This window comes from Aeromonas sp. ASNIH4, from assembly GCF_002934425.1.
In the GTDB taxonomy this organism is placed as follows: Bacteria; Pseudomonadota; Gammaproteobacteria; order Enterobacterales; family Aeromonadaceae; genus Aeromonas; species Aeromonas hydrophila.
The window spans coordinates 58640-76021 of record NZ_CP026217.1 but is presented as its reverse complement, the minus strand read 5'-3'; the positions used below and the strand labels follow the sequence as shown (position 1 = coordinate 76021).

Genomic DNA, 17382 nt, shown 5'->3' with positions numbered 1-17382 from the left:
CTTCAAGATAATCAATTCAGCTCCGTCTGATAACATAACGACAAAACCTCGATGAGTTGTTCAACAACTTGAATAAGGCCAGAGAGTGCCCTGTTAATATTAACAGCATCAGTTCATCAATATCAGCAAAATATATGCTTGCTCGCATGACTTATTGATAGCCGGTTCATTCTGGATATGCCAAAGACAATCAAGCGATGGCCTGCCATTACTCAGCCATTTCGACGGCGGGCCACCGGGCAGTGAGCGACCCGGTTGCGGCCGGCCCGTTTGGCCCGATAGAGCCACTCGTCGGCGCGGGCCAGCGCCTGGTTGATCTCCTCCCCCGGCTGCACCAAGGTGGTGCCCAGGCTGACAGTAAAGGCGACCGGATCCGCCGGCAGGGCCGCCACGGCCGCCCGGATCCGCTCCGCCAACACCAGCAGATCCGGCTCGCTCAGGCCGGGCAGCAGGATCAGGAACTCCTCGCCGCCGCTGCGCACAAACAGATCGTCCGCCCGCAGCTGGGCGGCCACGCAAGCGCAGAAACGCTGCAGCGCCCGGTCACCCTGCTGATGGCCGAAGCGATCGTTGATCTGCTTGAAATGGTCGATATCCAGCATCACCAGGGCGCAGCACGCACTGCCGAGCCGTTGTTGCTGGCAATGCTCGAAGAAGAAGCGCCGGTTGTAGAGGCCGGTCAGTTGATCGGTCTCGCTCTGCTGCTTGAGCCGCTGCTGCAGCTCGTACTGGCGGGTAATGCTGCGGGTCACCCAGGCCACCGCCCGTTTGCCATCGTAACGGGAGGGCAGCGGCGCAATCTTGCCCTCGAAGCGCTGCGGGCCCTGCGGTCCAACCCCGGCATTGATACCATCGACTTCAACCGCAGCCAGTTCATACTCCACCACCTGCACCTGGCCCGAATCCAGCGCCAGAGCAATTTGCTCCATCACCCATTGCGCCATGGTCTCGGGCAGCACATCGGCCAGCCGCTTGCCCGCCAGCGGGTTGCCATCCTGGTAGGACTGCTGCTCCATCCCGCCGATGTACTCGATGTAGTAGCCATCCTCGCTCAGGATGAAGACGGGATCGGGCAGCTGGGCCATCACTTCATATAGTTGTTTGACCGAGAGAGCCATGCCATTTCCTTTAAATCTGATTACCAACAGCCAAGATCAGACTGCCGCCTGCCCTGGTTATCGTACCGCGACAGGCTCCGTGCGGGTATTTAATTCAATCATCAGTAAGCATTTATCAAATAACTCAGTCACCCAAGCTTTCTTTACACGCCAAACCATGCCTTGTACCGGCGCAATTCTCTACGGCTCACACCCAGATGCAGGCGCTGCTCACCGATATTCACCCTACCTCACAGACAGTCGCTGCGCCCGTTGTCTGCGACGCCCGCATCCATTAGGCTGACCTTCCTGAGTCTGCCACTGACCGCCGACTCACCGACCATCAGCCCCCGGCCAGACAGGCGCCGGCCCCCGGAAAAGGATCGTCCAGATGAAGAGAGCCATAGTGAAAGCCCGCTTCGATGCCATCAGCATCGAGGGAGAACAGCTGACCGTGAAGATTGCCATCCGCGCCCCCGAGCCGGACCCCAAGTCCGCCGGTGGTGACTGGCGTTGCAAAGTGAGGCTGGACGGCCTTGGCAACAAGACCTTCATCTATGGCGTCGATGCCCTGCAGGCCCTCAGCCTCGCCCTCAAGTTCGTGGAGAGCGAGCTGCGCGCCTTCACCGATGCGGGCTGGCACTTCTACCTGCCCGGCTGCCCCGATCACCCGGTCGACATGGCCGCCTGCTACTTCCCACAGCTGTGACGCCGGGTTGCCCGCCCAGCAGGCTGATAGCCATTGAGGTCGGGCAATCACTTGACCGCATTGAGTCTGAACGGTTATGGATAGAGGCCCTTTACCCGGCTCTGGAGAGACCATGCACCTGACCCCACCCCAACCCCCTGCCGAGCAGGATGTCGACGCGCTGCGCATCGGCCTGTCGGGCTACAACATCAGCCAGGCCGGCACCCACCTGCGCGAGCACATCGCCAGTTTTATCAAGGATGAAGCGGGCAAGGTGCATGGCGGCATCACCGCCGACCTCAAGTGGGGTTGGCTGCACGTGGACTGGCTCTGGATTGACGAGCGCATTCGCCAGGATGGCTGGGGCGGCCGCCTGCTCGCCACCATGGAGCAGTATGCCCGAAGCAAGGGCATCAGCAACTTTCATCTGGAAACCACCAGCTTCCAGGCGCTGCCCTTCTACCAGAAGCAGGGTTACCAGGTCTTTGGCGAGCTGCCGGACATGCCGCCTGGGCATACCACCTATTTTCTGAGGAAGATGGAATAAGCCAGAGCACCTCGGCATAGATCTGCGCACAATATATTTAAAAATCACTGAATACGTCGCATGAAAATTGCGGCGTTACTATATGCCAAATTATTAATGGCAGTCGTGATTAAAACGAATATTGACACAACACCATACAATGAATTTCATTGTATGCAACCACTTAATGGCCTCCCCTTATCAAGCCCCATATGGGCACATGACATATGTATTGCCCGTTTTAAAATGACCTTTTTAAAACAAAGAGGATTTATCTATGAAAAATTACCTGTTAATACTTGCCATAACTTTTAGCAATATTATTTATGCCAACGAATGTGACCAATTGCTAGTCAACGGCAGTTTTGAAAACTCACCAGCCAGACCTTCCATTTGGGAAACCTTGCCTGGGAATGACGAGACCAGCCTCCCTGGGTGGAAAACCTTGGGTGAGGGCGTTGAGTGGTCTTCTCACGTATCCGCGTCGGGTGGCAGCAAGATCTACACCCCAGATGGCGATTATGTGATTGATCTAAATAACTATTATTCAAAAGCCGGGGGTGGCATCGAACAATCATTTCCAACCAAGATTGGAGCCAAGTATCTAGTTACATTTTATGCTGGCACCCAGAAAAACTATAACCGGGATGGGACGGCCAAACTGAACGTCATGATCGGTGATGAGCACTATATTTATAACTTGAAGACAGAGCGCAGCGATGCCATTGACTGGACTTATTTCTCATTCTCTTTTATCGCAAGCCAAGCAAGTACAACCATAAAATTCACCACAGATACCAACTCATTGGAACACTTTACCGTCCTTGATGATGTCAATGTTGTTCCACTCAACAAACCTCGCGCCATTCTCGTCAACTAATATGCCTTGGCATTCACATAGCCGAGTAATCAAGTTTCCTTAAGACAGGGAAGGCAGGAGCAATCATGCAAGTTTGCTCCTGCAACCCTTTCTAGCTATCAGTGGCTGGCAGAGCGACTGCCGCTCCAGAGCAGCTCGCCGCTGCGCAGCTCCATCAGGGTCATCGACAGCCGATAACGGCTACCCTCGGCCACCAGATCCCCGTAGAGCATGTAGCCGGCGCCGGTCTGACGACCGAGCCGCACCAGAGAGGCCGGGTTCATCCTGCCCTGCTGATACTCAAGCTGACCGGTGATGGCGGCTACCTGACCTGGGTCGACAAAGCGAAAACCGCTCTTGCTCTGGATGCGCTTGCTCATGGCCGCTGCCATGGCGCGGGTGTCCACCGGCTCGCCGGTGCCGTTCTGGGGCGGAGTGAGCAGCAGCACCGGCTGGCCGGTTTGCGCCAGCTCGCGCACCTCGGGGGCCTGCACAAAAGCATCGGCCATGGCCAGTGCCAGCCCGGTTGGTGCCACCGGCTTGGGCAGCGGCGCCCCGGCATCCGGCTTGGTCACCGGCTTGTCCGGCTGGCTTACTGGCTGGTCCGGTTCACTGACAGGAGCCTGAGTGCCACCGTAGGGATTGACCGCACAACCGCCCAGCAGCAGGGCACCCACCATCAACAAGGAATGCAGCTTCATCTTTTCTCTCCGCCAGAAGTCCGTAAACGGGCATCAACCACCACCCGCATGGCGGAGCCCCTGCCCCGCATCCTCCTTATGCTAGAGACAAACCCCGGCGGGGTCGATGTGCCCACCACCACAGGGCGACAGAGACTGGCGAACAAGCAACGCAAAAAGCCGAAGATCTCGCCCCGATGTGGGGCAAGTAGTGACCCCACGACACGATTAAATGACGAAGAACATTATGTGATAGAAAGAGGACGCAATCAGCCCGCCAACGCCTATCCAAGGAACATACCTTGAATGGTTGGAGGGAAAGACAGCTTCGCCAAATAATATGGCGGCGTATGACAAAACCGGTAGATATTGCCCCAATCGCCCAAGATAAATCGAGCCACCAACGATATCAGACGGAAAAAAATAGTAGAGGGCAAGGTACAGAAGCATCAAGGATGAACCACATACAAAACGCCTGTCCGCAAGGCGCCCCCAACCGGACAAGAAGTAGCTACATGCAATCAACGCAACAACTAGCAACATCATAATAATGGCCTACCTCTTAAGTACGCGGTTCCGCCGGATACAGGCAACATGGCTCTCGTTCAGCTGTTTTTTTATTTGATCACTCGTCGTATAAATGATATCCATTCTGGTCTCATTAATATCCAACTACAGGAGAGTATCATGGGGATAGCTACATGTCCGATCAAAGGACTGACATTGAGCTCCCGTTCAATCGATGCTCTAGAGCAAATGGACCAGCTGGTAGACAGTGCCAATCAACTGGCTGTCGCTGTTTCCACCACACCGCTTTATACGATTTTCAGCGACCCGCGAAGTGCCAAAGACGTGGTTTACAACATCAATGATTACGACTGGGAGTTATATGGCCAAGCAATGGAAGGCATTCCCAATATCCTGCGCCACAAACTAAACCAGGTTGTTGAACCCATGGCATGGTCTTCAGCAGGCAAAGAATCCCAGTTCTGGAAATGTGTTCATGCCTCATATAACAAGTAAATTTACATTTCTGCTGCTCTTCATTTGCCAAAGCAGCATGGCCTTGTCACTGCATGATTTGGATCCGGCGTTTGAACGGTGCGAAGCCATCAAGTCACAACACAGCGCCGCACAGCCCGCGAAAAGCGACCCCTTCTGGTCACTGGAAAGAGACCAACAAGTAACCGCGCTTATCTATCTGCATGAAAAGAGCATGGAACGCTGCACCGCAGCAGAGGTCGATGCGCTGGCGCTCAAGGCATTTCATCAAGCAGTAGAGGGAGACCGCACCTTTCTCGACACCTTGATCAAGGCGAGAACCACCACGCTCACTCCCGCCCAGCGGGCCCAGTTGCAGCAGATTGGGCAGGCAGAGTTGGACAGATTGGCTGGCATAAAGGCATTTTCTCAACCCTTCTCGCTGACGGATTACCTCAACCAGCTTGGCAAAGCCAAGCCATGAAATTGATGAATAATATACTTACAAAGGCACACTAGAATAAAAATAGATTTTTATTCTTCGAAATGACAAATCTAGTTAAAAACAATCTTTATAAAGATTCATAGCGCAAAATGAAATGCAAAAAAGCCTGATACTTGTATAATCAGGCATGTTTTTGTTGCAAGAAAAATTCAGCATAAAAATAAATGGCAGGCTATCACACCTGCCCTCCATTGGGATTAAGAACCCTTATAGTATGATTGAAATGCATTTCGCAACAGGGCATGCCTTGATATAACCCTTATTGTTGAGCCAGTATTATGTTCTATAACGCGATAATTATCTTCGTCTCGGTTCATCACTAGGGAAAACTCATTTTTTACTATACATTCCACAATTTTTGCACACTGAGCGACAGTCCTTGTGACTAGAATTCCATTCAAAACACCAGAGGAAAGTATAACTTGCAATGCTAATGGATGAACTTCTCTAAAAATCTTTGCTCTTTTTTCAAAGTTAATTGATGTTGCAATTAACACCCTAACCAAATGCTCTCTAATGCTCACATCAATCGTATTAATATGCACATTCTTAATCACAGTATCTAACCATTCTCGATACTTTTCTTTTAGATCATCAGGCACTCTATGGACTTCATTATAAAGATCGAAGTCTGCCCATATACTACGAACCGCATCGCAAATAGAGGCATCATCTGCTGAGCTAATTTTACTATTCAATATTGTTGATATAATGGCCTCATCATCGATTGTGTCATTTATTTCATCCTCTTCCCCACTACCCTCACCAGGCAAGGAGTTATAAATATCGGCAAGCTTCCCTCGAGAACTTTTGAAGTATTCTTCAACATCAATTTGCTCTCTACCCTCAATAACCAGTTTAGGTACATAAACTATTACTGGTTTTCCCTGCCCAAGGGCTACGGATGCTTCAGAATCTTTCCCAAACGTATCCGACTTTTGTGCCATATATATAGTCATGGAAGCACGCTTCAACATCAACGCCTCTACCAACCCCTTGGCAACCCGGTCATCTATCCAAGATTGTGTAGGGTTAAAATATCTCAGTTTGAGCTCTCTAATGCTAGGAGTATCAAAAAGAGACTTTACAAAGTTGTTAACTGATATGTAATCAGCCTCCGAGCGCATTGATGTTGCTATATATACATCCATATAGTCTGCGGCAAGATAATTAGACAAATTTTGTAATGCAATCTTCTGAGTTTTCTCCATCTGAATTAAACGCCCATCCTCTTGTAAAGGAGCTAACCTAGCTGATTCTCTAGAGAGCTCGTCCCTATCAAATACAAAAAGTGACGAGTTAATACCATGCAAAAATACAGAATCAAATTTCCTCAGATAGGCATCTATTTTATTTTTCTTTTTTATAGTCAATCCCTTGAGATATCTTTCACCCTTTTCCGATAGCAGCTCAAGCTGCTCAATAAGCCATTTTCTTTCTGTGACCTCCTGCCTAACTTGCTTGGCAGATATATAACCTAAATCAGGAAGAAGCTTATCCTCTATATTATTGATACAACCCCATTCAGTTCTATCACCATAGGAAGTTGTATCTTTTTTTGAAATCTGAGCAAGAATATATGAAATATCATCAGAGGATGACATAGAGATAAAGGCATCCTCAAAGGTAGGGTAGATTCTTATTGCATCTATTTGATATGTTTCTACCGCCCTTTGGAATGAGTCCATATCACTAAAAGCAGAACGTTTGAAGTATTTTTCAAAAAATGAGAGAGAAATCGGACCTTTGTTATAAAACACCAAGACACTATTAAATATATCGTGCTTTTGATGGTGACTTGGAATATTGCTAAATAAAGACTTTATCAGCTCATCCAGAGCTATTATTGCCTGCGCATCATGGTTACCAACTTCTAGAGTCTCCCCAACAAGCTCTTTCAAAACCCCCTCAAAATCCAACCTACTTTGTGATGTAACATCTGCAAAATGACACCACATAGGTTTCGGTATATCCAGCGCTGAACATATTGATTTTATCTGTTCAGGCTTAGGTAATCTAACCCCTTGTTCTAGATGCGCTATAACAGAGCGGTTAATATCACTACCAATAACGTCAGAAAGTTTTTCTTGTGAGATATCCCTGTGTTCACGATAAATTTTAATCAACTGACCAAAATCAATTAAGTTCATGTTATGAGTCCATTCATAGAAACACATAACAAAGCTACTCTTTTTGTACAAAAAATCAACTTCAGTCCAGTTGTTATATTTTTTATATATCCTCTCGCCATTGAAACTCAATGCAAATGTCATTGCGTTCAAAGTTACCTAAAGCTGGGGCTATTACTGCTTTAGGCTCCCCGATGAAATGGGTGTTGTCATTAATCCCCTCTTATTCGCTGGGGCGAAACCCCTTCGAGGCCAGCGGCCTCGCATCCTGCACGGCGAAGCCGTGCCACCACACAACGGCCCCTGCCGCCAACGCCATACCCCTGAACGGACGATTACGCCTAGCGGCTAATCGACCCTACGATTGCACGGCGCAGCCGTGCCTGCTCACCACAGGCACGGAGTCTGGCTGAACGCCCGGATGCCACCGGCAAAGAGGGGGCGTGGCCGCCCCTATCGGCCCAAGAAGGGCTCCCAATCCTTGAACACCGGCTGCAACCCGGCCTGCCGCACGGCGGTGGCCACGTCCCCCACCGGGCGGTCGTCGTGGATGGCGAACTGCTCCAGCTCCTCTTTATCCCCTTCGGCATAGCCACCCGGCTGGGTGCGTGACTCGGCCGACATCTGGGTGATGCCAAGGCGCACCGCGCCATTGCGAAAGGTGGCGGACTCGCGGGTGGAGAGGGACAAGTCCAGCGTGGGCGAGAAGAGGCGCCAGGCGCAGATCAGCTGGGCCAGCTGGCGATCCGACATGACCACGGCAGGCTCCAGCCCGCCGGTGCAGGGGCGCAGGCGCGGAAAGGAGAGCGAATAGCGGCTCTGCCAGTGGTGGCGCTCAAGCCAGCTTAGATGTTCGGCGACAAAGTAGCTGTCGGCGCGCCAGTCCGCAGAGAGACCGATGAGCGCCCCCAACCCGATTTTGTCGATACCGGCGCGGCCGAGCCGATCCGGCGTGGCGAGGCGCCATGCGATGTCCCGCTTGTTGCCGCGCAGATGGTGGCGGGCGTAGGTGGGGGCGTGGTAGGTCTCCTGATAGACCATGACGGCGTCTAGGCCGAGGCTCTTCAGCTCGGCATATTCGTCCTGAGAGAGGGGCTGCACCTCCATCCCCACCGTGCTGAAGTGACGGCGGATGATGGGCAACACCTGCCGAAAATAGGCGAGCCCCACCTTGTGCTCGTGCTCGCCGGTCACCAGCAGCACGCTGTCAAAACCGCGCGCCTTGATGGCGAGGCACTCGCGCTCAATCTCCTCGCTATTCAAGGTCTTGCGCTTGAGGCGGTTGCTCATGGAGAAGCCACAGTAGGTGCAGTCGTTGGCGCACAGGTTCGACAGATAGAGCGGCACATAGAAGCCGATGGTGTTGCCAAAGCGCTGGCGGGTGAGCCGCTCGGCCTCGGCCGCCATCTGCGGCAGATAGGCCTCGGCAGCCGGCGAGATCAGCGCCATAAAATCGCTCAGGGTGCGGCGTGGTGCGCTCAGGGCGCGTGCCACATCGGCGGCGGTCTTGGCACGGATCTGCATGCCGATATCGTCCCAATCAAGCTCATGCCAACGGTCGAGAAAAGAGGGGGCTGTTTCTGATTCCATTTCCCCCTGAGCCCTCACCCCCGCCCCCTCTCCCAGAGGGAGAGGGGGGCGAACAGCTGGCTGATCTTGTGGTACCGAGCCCATAGCCGAGGCATCCATCTCCTCTAAACCCTGATTCATAACACCCCCAGAAAATCGGTGAGCGGGCTGGAGGCTTGCGCCTGCAGGGCGCGGGCACCGAGGCCCGCCTCATAGGCGCTGCGACCGGCAGTGCAAGCCAGCGCAAAGGCGCGGCCCATGGCGACCGGGTCGCCGCTCACCGCGATGGCGGTGTTGACCAGCACGGCATCGGCACCCAGCTCAAAGGCGGCGGCCGCGTGGCTCGGTGCACCGATCCCCGCATCCACCACCACAGGCACATTGGCCTGCTCGATGATGATGGAGAGAAACTCCCGGGTCACCAGCCCCTGATTGGAACCGATGGGCGCGCCCAGCGGCATGACGGCGGCGCAACCCACCTCTTCAAGCCGCTTGCAGAGCACGGGGTCGGCACCGCAGTAGGGCAGCACCACAAAGCCCTCTTTCACCAGCTGCTCGGCGGCTTTCAGCGTCTCGATGGGATCGGGCAAGAGGTAACGAGGATCGGGGTGGATCTCCAGCTTCAGCCAGTGCGTCCCCAGCGCCTCGCGGGCAAGATGGGCGGCAAATACCGCCTCGGCGGCAGTTTTGGCGCCGGAGGTGTTGGGCAAGAGCTTGACCCCGAGTTGCAGCAAGGGGCTCAGGATATCGTCGTGGGCCTTGCCCGGCTCGAGCCGCTTGATGGCCATGGTGACCAGCCGGGAGCCGCTCGCCTCGATGGCGGCGGCCATCAGATCCGGGCGGGCAAACTTGCCGGTACCGGTAAAGAGACGCGATGAGAAGGTGTGATCGGCAATTGTCAGCATGTCAGCCTCCGGCCACAGCGATAAGAAGAGGTGAGGCTCCGCCGCAAGGCAGAGCACTCGAAGATCGGACTGCGAGCATCATGGGTCAGCCTCCCGCAATGGCGGTAAAGAGGTGGAGTTCGTCCCCGTCATTGAGACGGGTCTCGGCCCAGCGGCCACGGGGCAGCACGGCGCCGTTAAGGGCAACCGCCACACCCTGTGGATTAACGTCTTGCGCCGCCAGCAGGTCGGCCACGCTCTGCCCTGCCGCCAGCGACTGGGCTTTATCGTTGAGTCGAATGGTGAGGGTCATGGGGTGATCTCCTTATCGTGTGTCGGGCATCGACGCTGCCCGCAAACCGGGCAATCGGGGTCGGGAGCCAGTGTGAGGGTTTGCCACTGATGGGTCAGGGCATCGAAACGGCGCAATGTGCCGGCGACCGGGCTCGGCATCCCGAGCAGCAGTTTCAATGCCTCCAGCGCCTGCAAAGAGCCCATCACCCCGACCAGCGGGCCGGTGACGCCGCTGGTCTCGCAGCTCTGGCTCACCTTGGTATCCAGCGGATAGAGGCAGGCGTAACAGGCGTGATCGCTGCTGGTGCGCGCCATCAGCTGCCCCTGCCACCCCACTGCGGCGGCACAGATCCAGGGCTTGCCCTGAGCCACGCAGGCGGCGTTGATGGCCTGGCGGGTGGCGAGGTTGTCGCAGCAGTCGATCACCAGATCCACCTCGGCCACAAACTCCGGCAGGCTGGCGGCATCGAGCCGCTGGTTGATGGCGATCAGCTCCACCAGCGGGTTGTGGACCGCCAAGCGCTCGCGGGCCAGCTCCGCCTTGGAGTGGTTGACCGCCTCGCTATCGAACAGGATCTGGCGCGGCAGGTTGCTGGAATCCACCGTATCGCCATCGGCCAGCCAGAGGGTGCCCACACCGGCCCCGGCCAGATAGAGGGCGAGCGGCGAGCCAAGCCCGCCGAGGCCGACGATCAGCACGGATTTCTCCTTGAGCCGTGCCTGCCCCGCCTCGCCCACTTCCGCCAGCATCAGCTGACGGCCGTATCGCAGATACTCTTTGTCACTAAGAGAAGCGGCATCAGAGAGCATGTTCCACCTCCCTTATGGCAGAGGCCGAGCACGGCTCATCCCCCGCCCCCACGGCAGCGAGCAGCCGCTCGGTCGCCCCCTGCCAGTCGTCACTGGCGGTAATGGCCGAGACCAGCGCAATGCTGCCCACCCCGCTCTCCTTGACCGCCGCCACCCGCTCCTCGCTGATACCGCCGATGGCCACCGTCGGCCACTCCGCCATCAGGGCGCGGTAGCGATGCAGCCGCACCAGCCCCTGCGGGCGAGACGGCATGGCCTTGGTGTTGGTCGGGAAGATATGACCCAGCGCCATATAGGAGGGGGCAAGCTCGCGGGCCCGCATCAGCTCGAAGTAGCCGTGGGTGGAGATGCCAAGGCGCAGCCCGGCCGCCTGAATGGCGGCGAGATCGGCGGTCTCCATATCCTCCTGCCCCAGATGCACGCCCCAGGCGCCCGCCTCGATGGCCTGCTGCCAGTAGTCGTTGATAAAAAGCCGCGCCCCATGACGGCGACCGAGCGCCACAGCCTCAGCAATGGCCGGCGCCACCTGGGCGGCGGGCAGATTCTTGATCCGCAGCTGGATGGTCTTGACCCCCAGCCCCAACAGGCGGCGCAGCCACTTGACCGAGTCCACCACCGGATAGAGGCCGAGGTTGTGTTCGGTTGCGGCAAAGGGGCCATCCGGCAGGCGGGCGCTGTTTGTCTCATAAAGTCCGAAGCGACGATCAAGCGTTGAACCCGCCAATACGGCGCGGGGGAAGTGAGCCAGATCGGCTGGCCAGCCAAGATGGGCGATGGGGCCGGGACCAGCCCCCACTCCCTGCGCCGCCGCCAGCCCCTGTTGCAGGTAGGCACGCGCCAGGGTGATGGCGTCCTCCACCGGATAATCCTGCGCCACCACGGCGGCGATGGCGCTGGCGTAGCAGCAACCGGTGCCGTGGCCGTGGCGGGTATTCAGGCGCGGCGCCCCTAGCCAGAATTCGCGGGTCTCATCCTGGTAGTAGTCCAGACACAGCTCCCCGCTCCACTCCAGATGACCCCCCTTCACCAGCACAGCGCGGGCACCGAGTTCACGCAGCCGGCGGGCGGCGAGGCGCACCAGTTCGGGGCTGCTGACCGGCAAGCCGGTCAGGGCTTCCAGCTCGGGGCCGTTGGGGGTGATGAGCGACAGACGTGGCAACAGCTGTTCGCGCACCGCCGCCAGCATATTGGGCTCCGCCATCGGGGTGCCGGTGCTGGCGATGGCCACCGGGTCGTAGACCACGAAGGGGGCCGGGGTGGCTGCCAGCCGGCGGGCCAGCACCTCCACATGCAGCCGGGTCGGCAGCAGGCCGATCTTGATGGCAGCGGGCGGCAGATCGACACCGAGGGCGTCGATCTGGGCGGTGAAGGTCTGCATCAGCACGGGGTCGACCATCTTCACCGCCACCGAGTTCTGGGCGGTAATGGCGGAGATGACCGAGCAGCCGTGCACACCGAGATCGTGCAATGTGTGCAAGTCGGCCTGAATGCCGGCGCCGCCGCCGGAGTCGGAACCGGCGATGGTCCAGACCACAGGTAGCGAGTCCGTCACGGGCGACAGGTCGGCGGGGCTGACAGCCCCGCTTGCGCTGCTCACGCCTCCTCCCCTGCGGCCTGTTTCAGCGCCGCCGCCTGATGGTAGATCTCGCCGCCGGTCTCCTTGAAGGTTTCAGCCATGCGGGCCATGCCGCTCTCAACCTGAGCCACCACCTGCTCCTGCCGGCCATCCATACCGACCAGCTTGATTTCGACTGCCTCCAGTTTCGCCGCGTAGTCGCGCACGTCCTGAGTGATCTTCATGGAGCAGAACTTGGGCCCGCACATGGAGCAGAAGTGGGCCACCTTGCCGGACTCCTGCGGCAGGGTCTCGTCGTGGTAGGCGCGGGCGGTGTCTGGATCCAGCGCCAGATTGAACTGATCCTCCCAGCGGAACTCGAAGCGCGCCTTGGACATGGCGTTGTCGCGGATCTGGGCGCCCGGGTGCCCCTTGGCCAGATCGGCGGCGTGAGCGGCGATCTTGTAGGTGATGAGCCCCTGCTTCACGTCTTCCTTGTTGGGCAGGCCCAGATGCTCCTTGGGGGTCACATAGCAGAGCATGGCGCAGCCGTACCAGCCGATCATGGCGGCGCCGATGCCGGAGGTGAAGTGATCGTAACCCGGCGCGATATCGGTGGTGAGCGGGCCCAGCGTATAGAAAGGCGCCTCGTGGCAATGCTCCAGCTGTTCGGTCATGTTGCGCTCGATCATGTGCATCGGCACATGACCCGGCCCCTCGATCATCACCTGCACGTCGTACTCCCACGCAATCTTGGTCAGCTCACCCAGGGTGCGAAGCTCGGCGAACTGGGCCTCGTCGTTGGCGTCATAGACGGAGCCCGGACGCAGACCGTCGCCCAGCGACAGGGCCACATCATAAGCGGCGCAGATCTCGCAGATCTCGCGAAAGTGCTGGTAGAGGAAGTTCTCTTTGTGGTGGGACAGGCACCACTTGGCCATGATGCTGCCACCGCGCGACACGATGCCGGTGAGGCGCTTGGCGGTCATCGGCACGAAGCGCAGCAGGACGCCGGCGTGGATGGTGAAGTAGTCCACCCCCTGCTCGGCCTGCTCCAGCAGGGTGTCGCGAAACAGCTCCCAGGTGAGGTCTTCGGCGATGCCGTTGGTCTTCTCCAGCGCCTGATAGATGGGCACGGTACCGATGGGCACCGGGCTGTTGCGCAGGATCCACTCGCGGGTCTCGTGGATATAACGGCCGGTGGAGAGATCCATCACGGTGTCGGCGCCCCAGCGGGTGGACCAGACCAGCTTCTCCACTTCCTCCTCGATGCTGGAGGTGACCGCCGAGTTGCCGATGTTGGCGTTGATCTTCACCAGAAAATTGCGGCCGATGATCATGGGCTCCGCTTCCGGGTGGTTGATGTTGCTGGGGATGATGGCGCGACCGGTGGCCACCTCATCGCGCACGAATTCCGGGGTGATGTTCTGGGGCAAACGGGCACCGAAATCGCGGCCTGGATGCTGGGTGCGCAGGAGCTCGGAGCGAACCCGCTCGCGCCCCATGTTCTCGCGAATGGCGATAAATTCCATCTCGGGAGTGACGATGCCGGCACGGGCGTAGTGCAGCTGGGTGACCCGGCGGCCAGGTTTGGCGCGGCGCGGCTTTGGCAAGTGCTCAAAGCGCAGGTGATCCAGCCCCTCGTCGGCCAGCCGCTCCTGAGTGAAGGTGGAGCTGAGCCCCGGCAGGGCGTCGGTGTCATCCCGCTCCAGCACCCAGTTTTCCCGCAGGCGCGGCAGGCCACGGCGCACGTCGATGGCGACCCCCTCCTCCCCGTAACGGCCAGAAGTGTCATAGACCGGCACCGGCTCGTTGGGCTCGAACCGGGGATCTTCTTTGGTGCCACCGACGAAGGTGTCGGCCAGCTGGATTTCCCGCAGGGGCACCCGGATATCGGCGCGGGAGCCTTCGATAAAGATGCGGCGGGAGTTGGGGTGAGCCATCCCCTTGAGGCTGTCGATAAAGGCCTGAGCGCTGGAGCGCTGCTCGCGACGGCTGGATTTGGTGGTATCAGATACGGAAGTAGACATAGCAAAACTCACATTAACTGGTTGAAGTTATGGGTGTTTGCTTGTCTGGAGTTCGAGGAGAAGATGAACTTGCGGCGGGGTGTGCTCGGGGGAGTGAGTCGGGCATGGATCTTCCCTGCTCTACCGTCCCGGTGTTTCCCTAGTCTGGAAACCCGGCGCCCTAAGGACAACCGGACGGGACAACCTCCCCCTCTGTGCGCCTGAACCATCGCGGGCGGTGCCCTTGATGTGTGGGGCCCTGCTCCTGCTGAGCGAGGGTTTGCCCCGGCGCGGTAACCCGCAAGTTACCCTTGTTTCCCTTCGCAGGTCTTAACCTGATCAGGTTCCACGGATCCCGAATTAACGGTCTCAGCTTAGCGTCGTTCGACGGTCAGCACTCCGACAAGATGGCGCCAGTATAAGTGGGGAAATGGAAAGTACAAGCCTTTAACAAGCCTGACCAGTACAAACAACAACCGGGCCAGAGGCCCGGTTCTATTACCACCACACGCAGTCGTTATTGATTGGCAGCTGGCGTCACGCTCAGGCTGACGTTGCTGAAGCCAAGCCCGGAGAGCTCTTGCGCATCGAGCGGGATCTCCAGCCGCAGGCCCTGACCAGCGCCGTCCACGCTGCGGGTACGACGCACCTTGCTGTCTGCCGCGAGCGGCACCGGAGCACCAATTTCGATGTTGCCGGCAAACTGGCTCTCGGCGCTGAAATCACCGGTGATCCCCGCCCGCACCGGGCGCAGCACTCTGGCCAGGTTGTTCTGCATGGTAGACAGGCCGTTCTGCTGGATGGTCCAGTTCCAGTCCCACCACTTCACTTCACCCGGGATGTAACGCTTGTCCCACTGGTAACGAATGCTGCTCGCCTTGTCCTTGTACGGCCCGATGACGAAGGTGTGGTTCCAGTTCGGGCGGTTGTCCGGATGGGTATACCAGGCATTGCCGCCCCAGCGCAGGAAGCCGCTCAGGGTCAGGTCATAGCTGACATCGGCCTTGAACTCATAGGGGTAGGAGATATCAGCCTTGTAGAGCTCGATCTTCACCGGGATCTTGGAGCGGGCCGGTACCGTCGGCCGCACGGATTGCGACAGGGAGGTGGTGGTAGAGCCCCCGTTCTGGGATGCCCAGGACTGGTTGGCCGCAATCTCGATGGAGAGTTCGGTTTCCCCTACCAGTGGCCACTTGAACTTGTTCTTGGTGGTCACCTTCTCGCTCAGGCCATAGGTATTGGTCTTGGACCAGTTGGTGGCAGTATCGTAACGCAGGGTGACATCATAGCCGGATTGCGGGGTGTCGCTGTCGTTGATCGCCCAGCCCACCACCGTCTTGACCAGCTGGCGATCAGACTGGGTCACGTCACCATGTTTGAAGCTGTCAGGGTCCAGGTTGTACGCAAAATTGCTGACCTTGATGGCCGTCTTCTCGCCACAACGATAACCCTCGCAACCGCCGTCATTGTTGCCACGGATCACCCAACCATCGCCATCACGGGTCACGTCCATGTCTTCACCGACATATTGGCTGTGATTGCCACCCACCCAGGCATAACCGAGATAATGCGCCAGATAGCTGGTTGGCTTGATGAAATTCGCACTGTCGTGTACCAGTCGCCACTGCACGTCCACCTCGTCACCGTCTGGAATATCCAGGGCAGACAAGGTTGGTATTTCTCCGGTAACAGGATTGACCGGGTAACACCAAGTATTGGACGCCGAACCCGGTTTAATTTCACCATTATAACCCGGCCCCATTATTACCCAGCCGTTGGCCAGACCGCTTATTTGCCACTGCCCCATCATATTGACAATATTGCTTTTAACGCTCTGGGCTTCCTCTCGAGTAATAGGGCGATACTTGTCGCCACAGACCTCCTGGCCCAGTGAGAACAGGCGTAGCTGGTCTGGATAGACGGGTTCTGCCGCATGAGCCTGTGCCATCAGCAGGCCGGATATGATCAATGACAAGCCAGTTATTTTTAGTTTTTTCATAGCAACCCCAATATATTGAACATTGACATACATTCACCAGCGCTTATATATCAGCAGGTGACATGTGAGTACGACAATATCAGTCACATTGGCTTAAATATGCGATCCAGACCACATTTCAATGCATGTACAATATTAATAAAATAATAAATTGAGGGCTTTAAATATTAACAAGAATAATATCAGAGTGTTCACTTTATTATTTTATTCATCACTTAATCATTTTTTTAATATAGATAAAAAGATATTTCTTATTTAGCAAAATATATATTAAGTCATGGGATGCATGGTTCTTATTCTGGTTCATCTTCCGGATTGGCGATCAGGATCTCGGTCAGGCGGCCCTGCTCATTACGACTGAGCACCAGCTTGCGGCCCGGTTGCAGATCGGCCGGGCTGCCGTTCAGCCAGCGGGTATAGTCATCAAAGGCCAGCACGCCGAGCCCCTGCAGCCGCAGGGCGCGGCCCGTGACGGCCAGCAAGGAGGCTTCGGCCCGGCGCCACTGGCTGGTCGGCAAGAATCCGGCGATGGCGTCGGCCATGCCGATCCGCTCGGCGACTCCGTCACGGCTGAGGATGGCCAGACGCATGCCGGGTCTGAGCTCATCGTTGCCTGCCACCCCGCTCAGCGCGGCGTTGCCGAGCTCGAGTTCAGCGCCCTGAAACTGCAGGCGCAGGCCATCGTTGTGTTCCAGCTCCACCAGCCAGAGCTCGCCATCGGCGGCCAGAGCGCAGAACGGCAGTGTCAGCAGCAGGAGGGAAGTGCGTGTCATAGAGAAAAGCCCATGGTCAAACCG

At 57.0% G+C, this 17382-nt stretch carries 16 protein-coding genes and 1 riboswitch; of the genes, 5 read left to right on the top strand and 11 right to left on the bottom strand.

Annotated elements, in window-relative coordinates; all coding sequences use genetic code 11:
- Positions 1-212: 212 nt before the first annotated feature.
- Entirely contained in the window at positions 213-1118 is a 906-nt protein-coding gene (locus C2U40_RS00345) for a sensor domain-containing diguanylate cyclase (protein WP_103828844.1), read from the bottom strand.
- A gap of 370 nt (positions 1119-1488) precedes the next feature.
- Between C2U40_RS00345 and C2U40_RS00340 the strand changes: the two genes are divergently transcribed.
- The 3 genes from C2U40_RS00340 (at position 1489) to C2U40_RS00330 (ending at position 3191) form a co-directional block, all read left to right on the top strand.
- Positions 1489-1806 carry a DUF6968 family protein gene (locus tag C2U40_RS00340; RefSeq protein WP_077095753.1) on the top strand — a complete coding sequence of 106 codons (318 nt, stop codon included), beginning with the start codon at positions 1489-1491 and terminating at the stop codon, positions 1804-1806.
- A gap of 112 nt (positions 1807-1918) precedes the next feature.
- The gene (locus tag C2U40_RS00335) at positions 1919-2332 is read left to right on the top strand and encodes a GNAT family N-acetyltransferase (protein ID WP_103828843.1); all 414 of its coding nucleotides are present in this window, start codon (positions 1919-1921) and stop codon (positions 2330-2332) included.
- Between the two features lie 256 nt (positions 2333-2588).
- Positions 2589-3191 carry a DUF642 domain-containing protein gene (locus tag C2U40_RS00330; RefSeq protein ID WP_103828842.1) on the top strand — a complete coding sequence of 201 codons (603 nt, stop codon included), beginning with the start codon at positions 2589-2591 and terminating at the stop codon, positions 3189-3191.
- A gap of 98 nt (positions 3192-3289) precedes the next feature.
- Here C2U40_RS00330 and C2U40_RS00325 read toward each other — a convergent pair whose 3' ends face one another.
- A complete protein-coding gene (locus tag C2U40_RS00325; protein WP_103828841.1) occupies positions 3290-3871 on the bottom strand; it encodes a penicillin-binding protein activator LpoB in 582 nt (193 codons plus the stop codon).
- Positions 3872-4537: 666 nt separating this feature from the next.
- On the opposite strand from C2U40_RS00325, the gene C2U40_RS00315 reads away from it, so the two are divergent.
- A complete protein-coding gene (locus tag C2U40_RS00315) occupies positions 4538-4873 on the top strand; it encodes a hypothetical protein (RefSeq protein WP_103828852.1) in 336 nt (111 codons plus the stop codon).
- Entirely contained in the window at positions 4854-5315 is a 462-nt protein-coding gene (locus C2U40_RS00310) for a hypothetical protein (RefSeq protein WP_233768805.1), read from the top strand. The genes C2U40_RS00315 and C2U40_RS00310 overlap by 20 nt, the downstream gene beginning before the upstream one ends.
- 218 nt (positions 5316-5533) lie before the next feature.
- Here the strand turns inward: C2U40_RS00310 and C2U40_RS00305 are convergent, their stop codons facing one another.
- The 9 genes from C2U40_RS00305 to C2U40_RS00265 form a co-directional block, all read right to left on the bottom strand.
- Complete coding sequence (locus C2U40_RS00305) at positions 5534-7486, bottom strand: helix-turn-helix domain-containing protein (RefSeq protein ID WP_158656421.1); 1953 nt, start codon at positions 7484-7486, stop codon at positions 5534-5536.
- A 432-nt stretch (positions 7487-7918) separates the two neighbouring features.
- Positions 7919-9055, bottom strand: coding sequence for a 2-iminoacetate synthase ThiH (thiH, locus tag C2U40_RS00300; protein ID WP_233768804.1), 1137 nt, complete (start codon positions 9053-9055; stop codon positions 7919-7921).
- Between the two features lie 116 nt (positions 9056-9171).
- The gene (locus C2U40_RS00295; protein ID WP_103828837.1) at positions 9172-9939 is read right to left on the bottom strand and encodes a thiazole synthase; all 768 of its coding nucleotides are present in this window, start codon (positions 9937-9939) and stop codon (positions 9172-9174) included.
- 85 nt (positions 9940-10024) lie between these two features.
- Positions 10025-10231 (bottom strand): sulfur carrier protein ThiS, encoded by a 207-nt coding sequence (thiS, locus tag C2U40_RS00290; RefSeq protein WP_005308183.1) that lies wholly within the window; start codon positions 10229-10231, stop codon positions 10025-10027.
- Positions 10228-11022 (bottom strand): HesA/MoeB/ThiF family protein, encoded by a 795-nt coding sequence (locus C2U40_RS00285; RefSeq protein ID WP_103828836.1) that lies wholly within the window; start codon positions 11020-11022, stop codon positions 10228-10230. The genes thiS and C2U40_RS00285 overlap by 4 nt, the downstream gene beginning before the upstream one ends.
- Positions 11012-12619, bottom strand: coding sequence for a thiamine phosphate synthase (gene thiE, locus C2U40_RS00280; protein WP_103828835.1), 1608 nt, complete (start codon positions 12617-12619; stop codon positions 11012-11014). Before thiE ends, C2U40_RS00285 begins: the two co-directional genes overlap by 11 nt.
- A complete protein-coding gene (gene thiC / locus C2U40_RS00275) occupies positions 12616-14607 on the bottom strand; it encodes a phosphomethylpyrimidine synthase ThiC (RefSeq protein ID WP_103828834.1) in 1992 nt (663 codons plus the stop codon). The genes thiE and thiC overlap by 4 nt, the downstream gene beginning before the upstream one ends.
- A gap of 277 nt (positions 14608-14884) precedes the next feature.
- Positions 14885-14998: riboswitch (TPP riboswitch) on the bottom strand.
- A gap of 105 nt (positions 14999-15103) precedes the next feature.
- Complete coding sequence (gene aerA, locus C2U40_RS00270) at positions 15104-16585, bottom strand: beta-barrel pore-forming toxin aerolysin (RefSeq protein WP_103828833.1); 1482 nt, start codon at positions 16583-16585, stop codon at positions 15104-15106.
- 293 nt (positions 16586-16878) lie between these two features.
- Complete coding sequence (locus C2U40_RS00265; protein ID WP_103828832.1) at positions 16879-17358, bottom strand: hypothetical protein; 480 nt, start codon at positions 17356-17358, stop codon at positions 16879-16881.
- Between the last annotated feature and the right edge of the window lie 24 nt (positions 17359-17382).

Coding starts and splice junctions, on each gene's coding strand:
- C2U40_RS00345 (WP_103828844.1), bottom strand. CDS start 1,118: ATGGCTCTCTCGGTCAAACAACTATATGAAGTGATGGCCCAGCTGCCC.
- C2U40_RS00340 (WP_077095753.1), top strand. CDS start 1,489: ATGAAGAGAGCCATAGTGAAAGCCCGCTTCGATGCCATCAGCATCGAG.
- C2U40_RS00335 (WP_103828843.1), top strand. CDS start 1,919: ATGCACCTGACCCCACCCCAACCCCCTGCCGAGCAGGATGTCGACGCG.
- C2U40_RS00330 (WP_103828842.1), top strand. CDS start 2,589: ATGAAAAATTACCTGTTAATACTTGCCATAACTTTTAGCAATATTATT.
- C2U40_RS00325 (WP_103828841.1), bottom strand. CDS start 3,871: ATGAAGCTGCATTCCTTGTTGATGGTGGGTGCCCTGCTGCTGGGCGGT.
- C2U40_RS00315 (WP_103828852.1), top strand. CDS start 4,538: ATGGGGATAGCTACATGTCCGATCAAAGGACTGACATTGAGCTCCCGT.
- C2U40_RS00310 (WP_233768805.1), top strand. CDS start 4,854: ATGCCTCATATAACAAGTAAATTTACATTTCTGCTGCTCTTCATTTGC.
- C2U40_RS00305 (WP_158656421.1), bottom strand. CDS start 7,486: ATGAACTTAATTGATTTTGGTCAGTTGATTAAAATTTATCGTGAACAC.
- thiH (WP_233768804.1), bottom strand. CDS start 9,055: ATGGAATCAGAAACAGCCCCCTCTTTTCTCGACCGTTGGCATGAGCTT.
- C2U40_RS00295 (WP_103828837.1), bottom strand. CDS start 9,939: ATGCTGACAATTGCCGATCACACCTTCTCATCGCGTCTCTTTACCGGT.
- thiS (WP_005308183.1), bottom strand. CDS start 10,231: ATGACCCTCACCATTCGACTCAACGATAAAGCCCAGTCGCTGGCGGCA.
- C2U40_RS00285 (WP_103828836.1), bottom strand. CDS start 11,022: ATGCTCTCTGATGCCGCTTCTCTTAGTGACAAAGAGTATCTGCGATAC.
- thiC (WP_103828834.1), bottom strand. CDS start 14,607: ATGTCTACTTCCGTATCTGATACCACCAAATCCAGCCGTCGCGAGCAG.
- aerA (WP_103828833.1), bottom strand. CDS start 16,585: ATGAAAAAACTAAAAATAACTGGCTTGTCATTGATCATATCCGGCCTG.
- C2U40_RS00265 (WP_103828832.1), bottom strand. CDS start 17,358: ATGACACGCACTTCCCTCCTGCTGCTGACACTGCCGTTCTGCGCTCTG.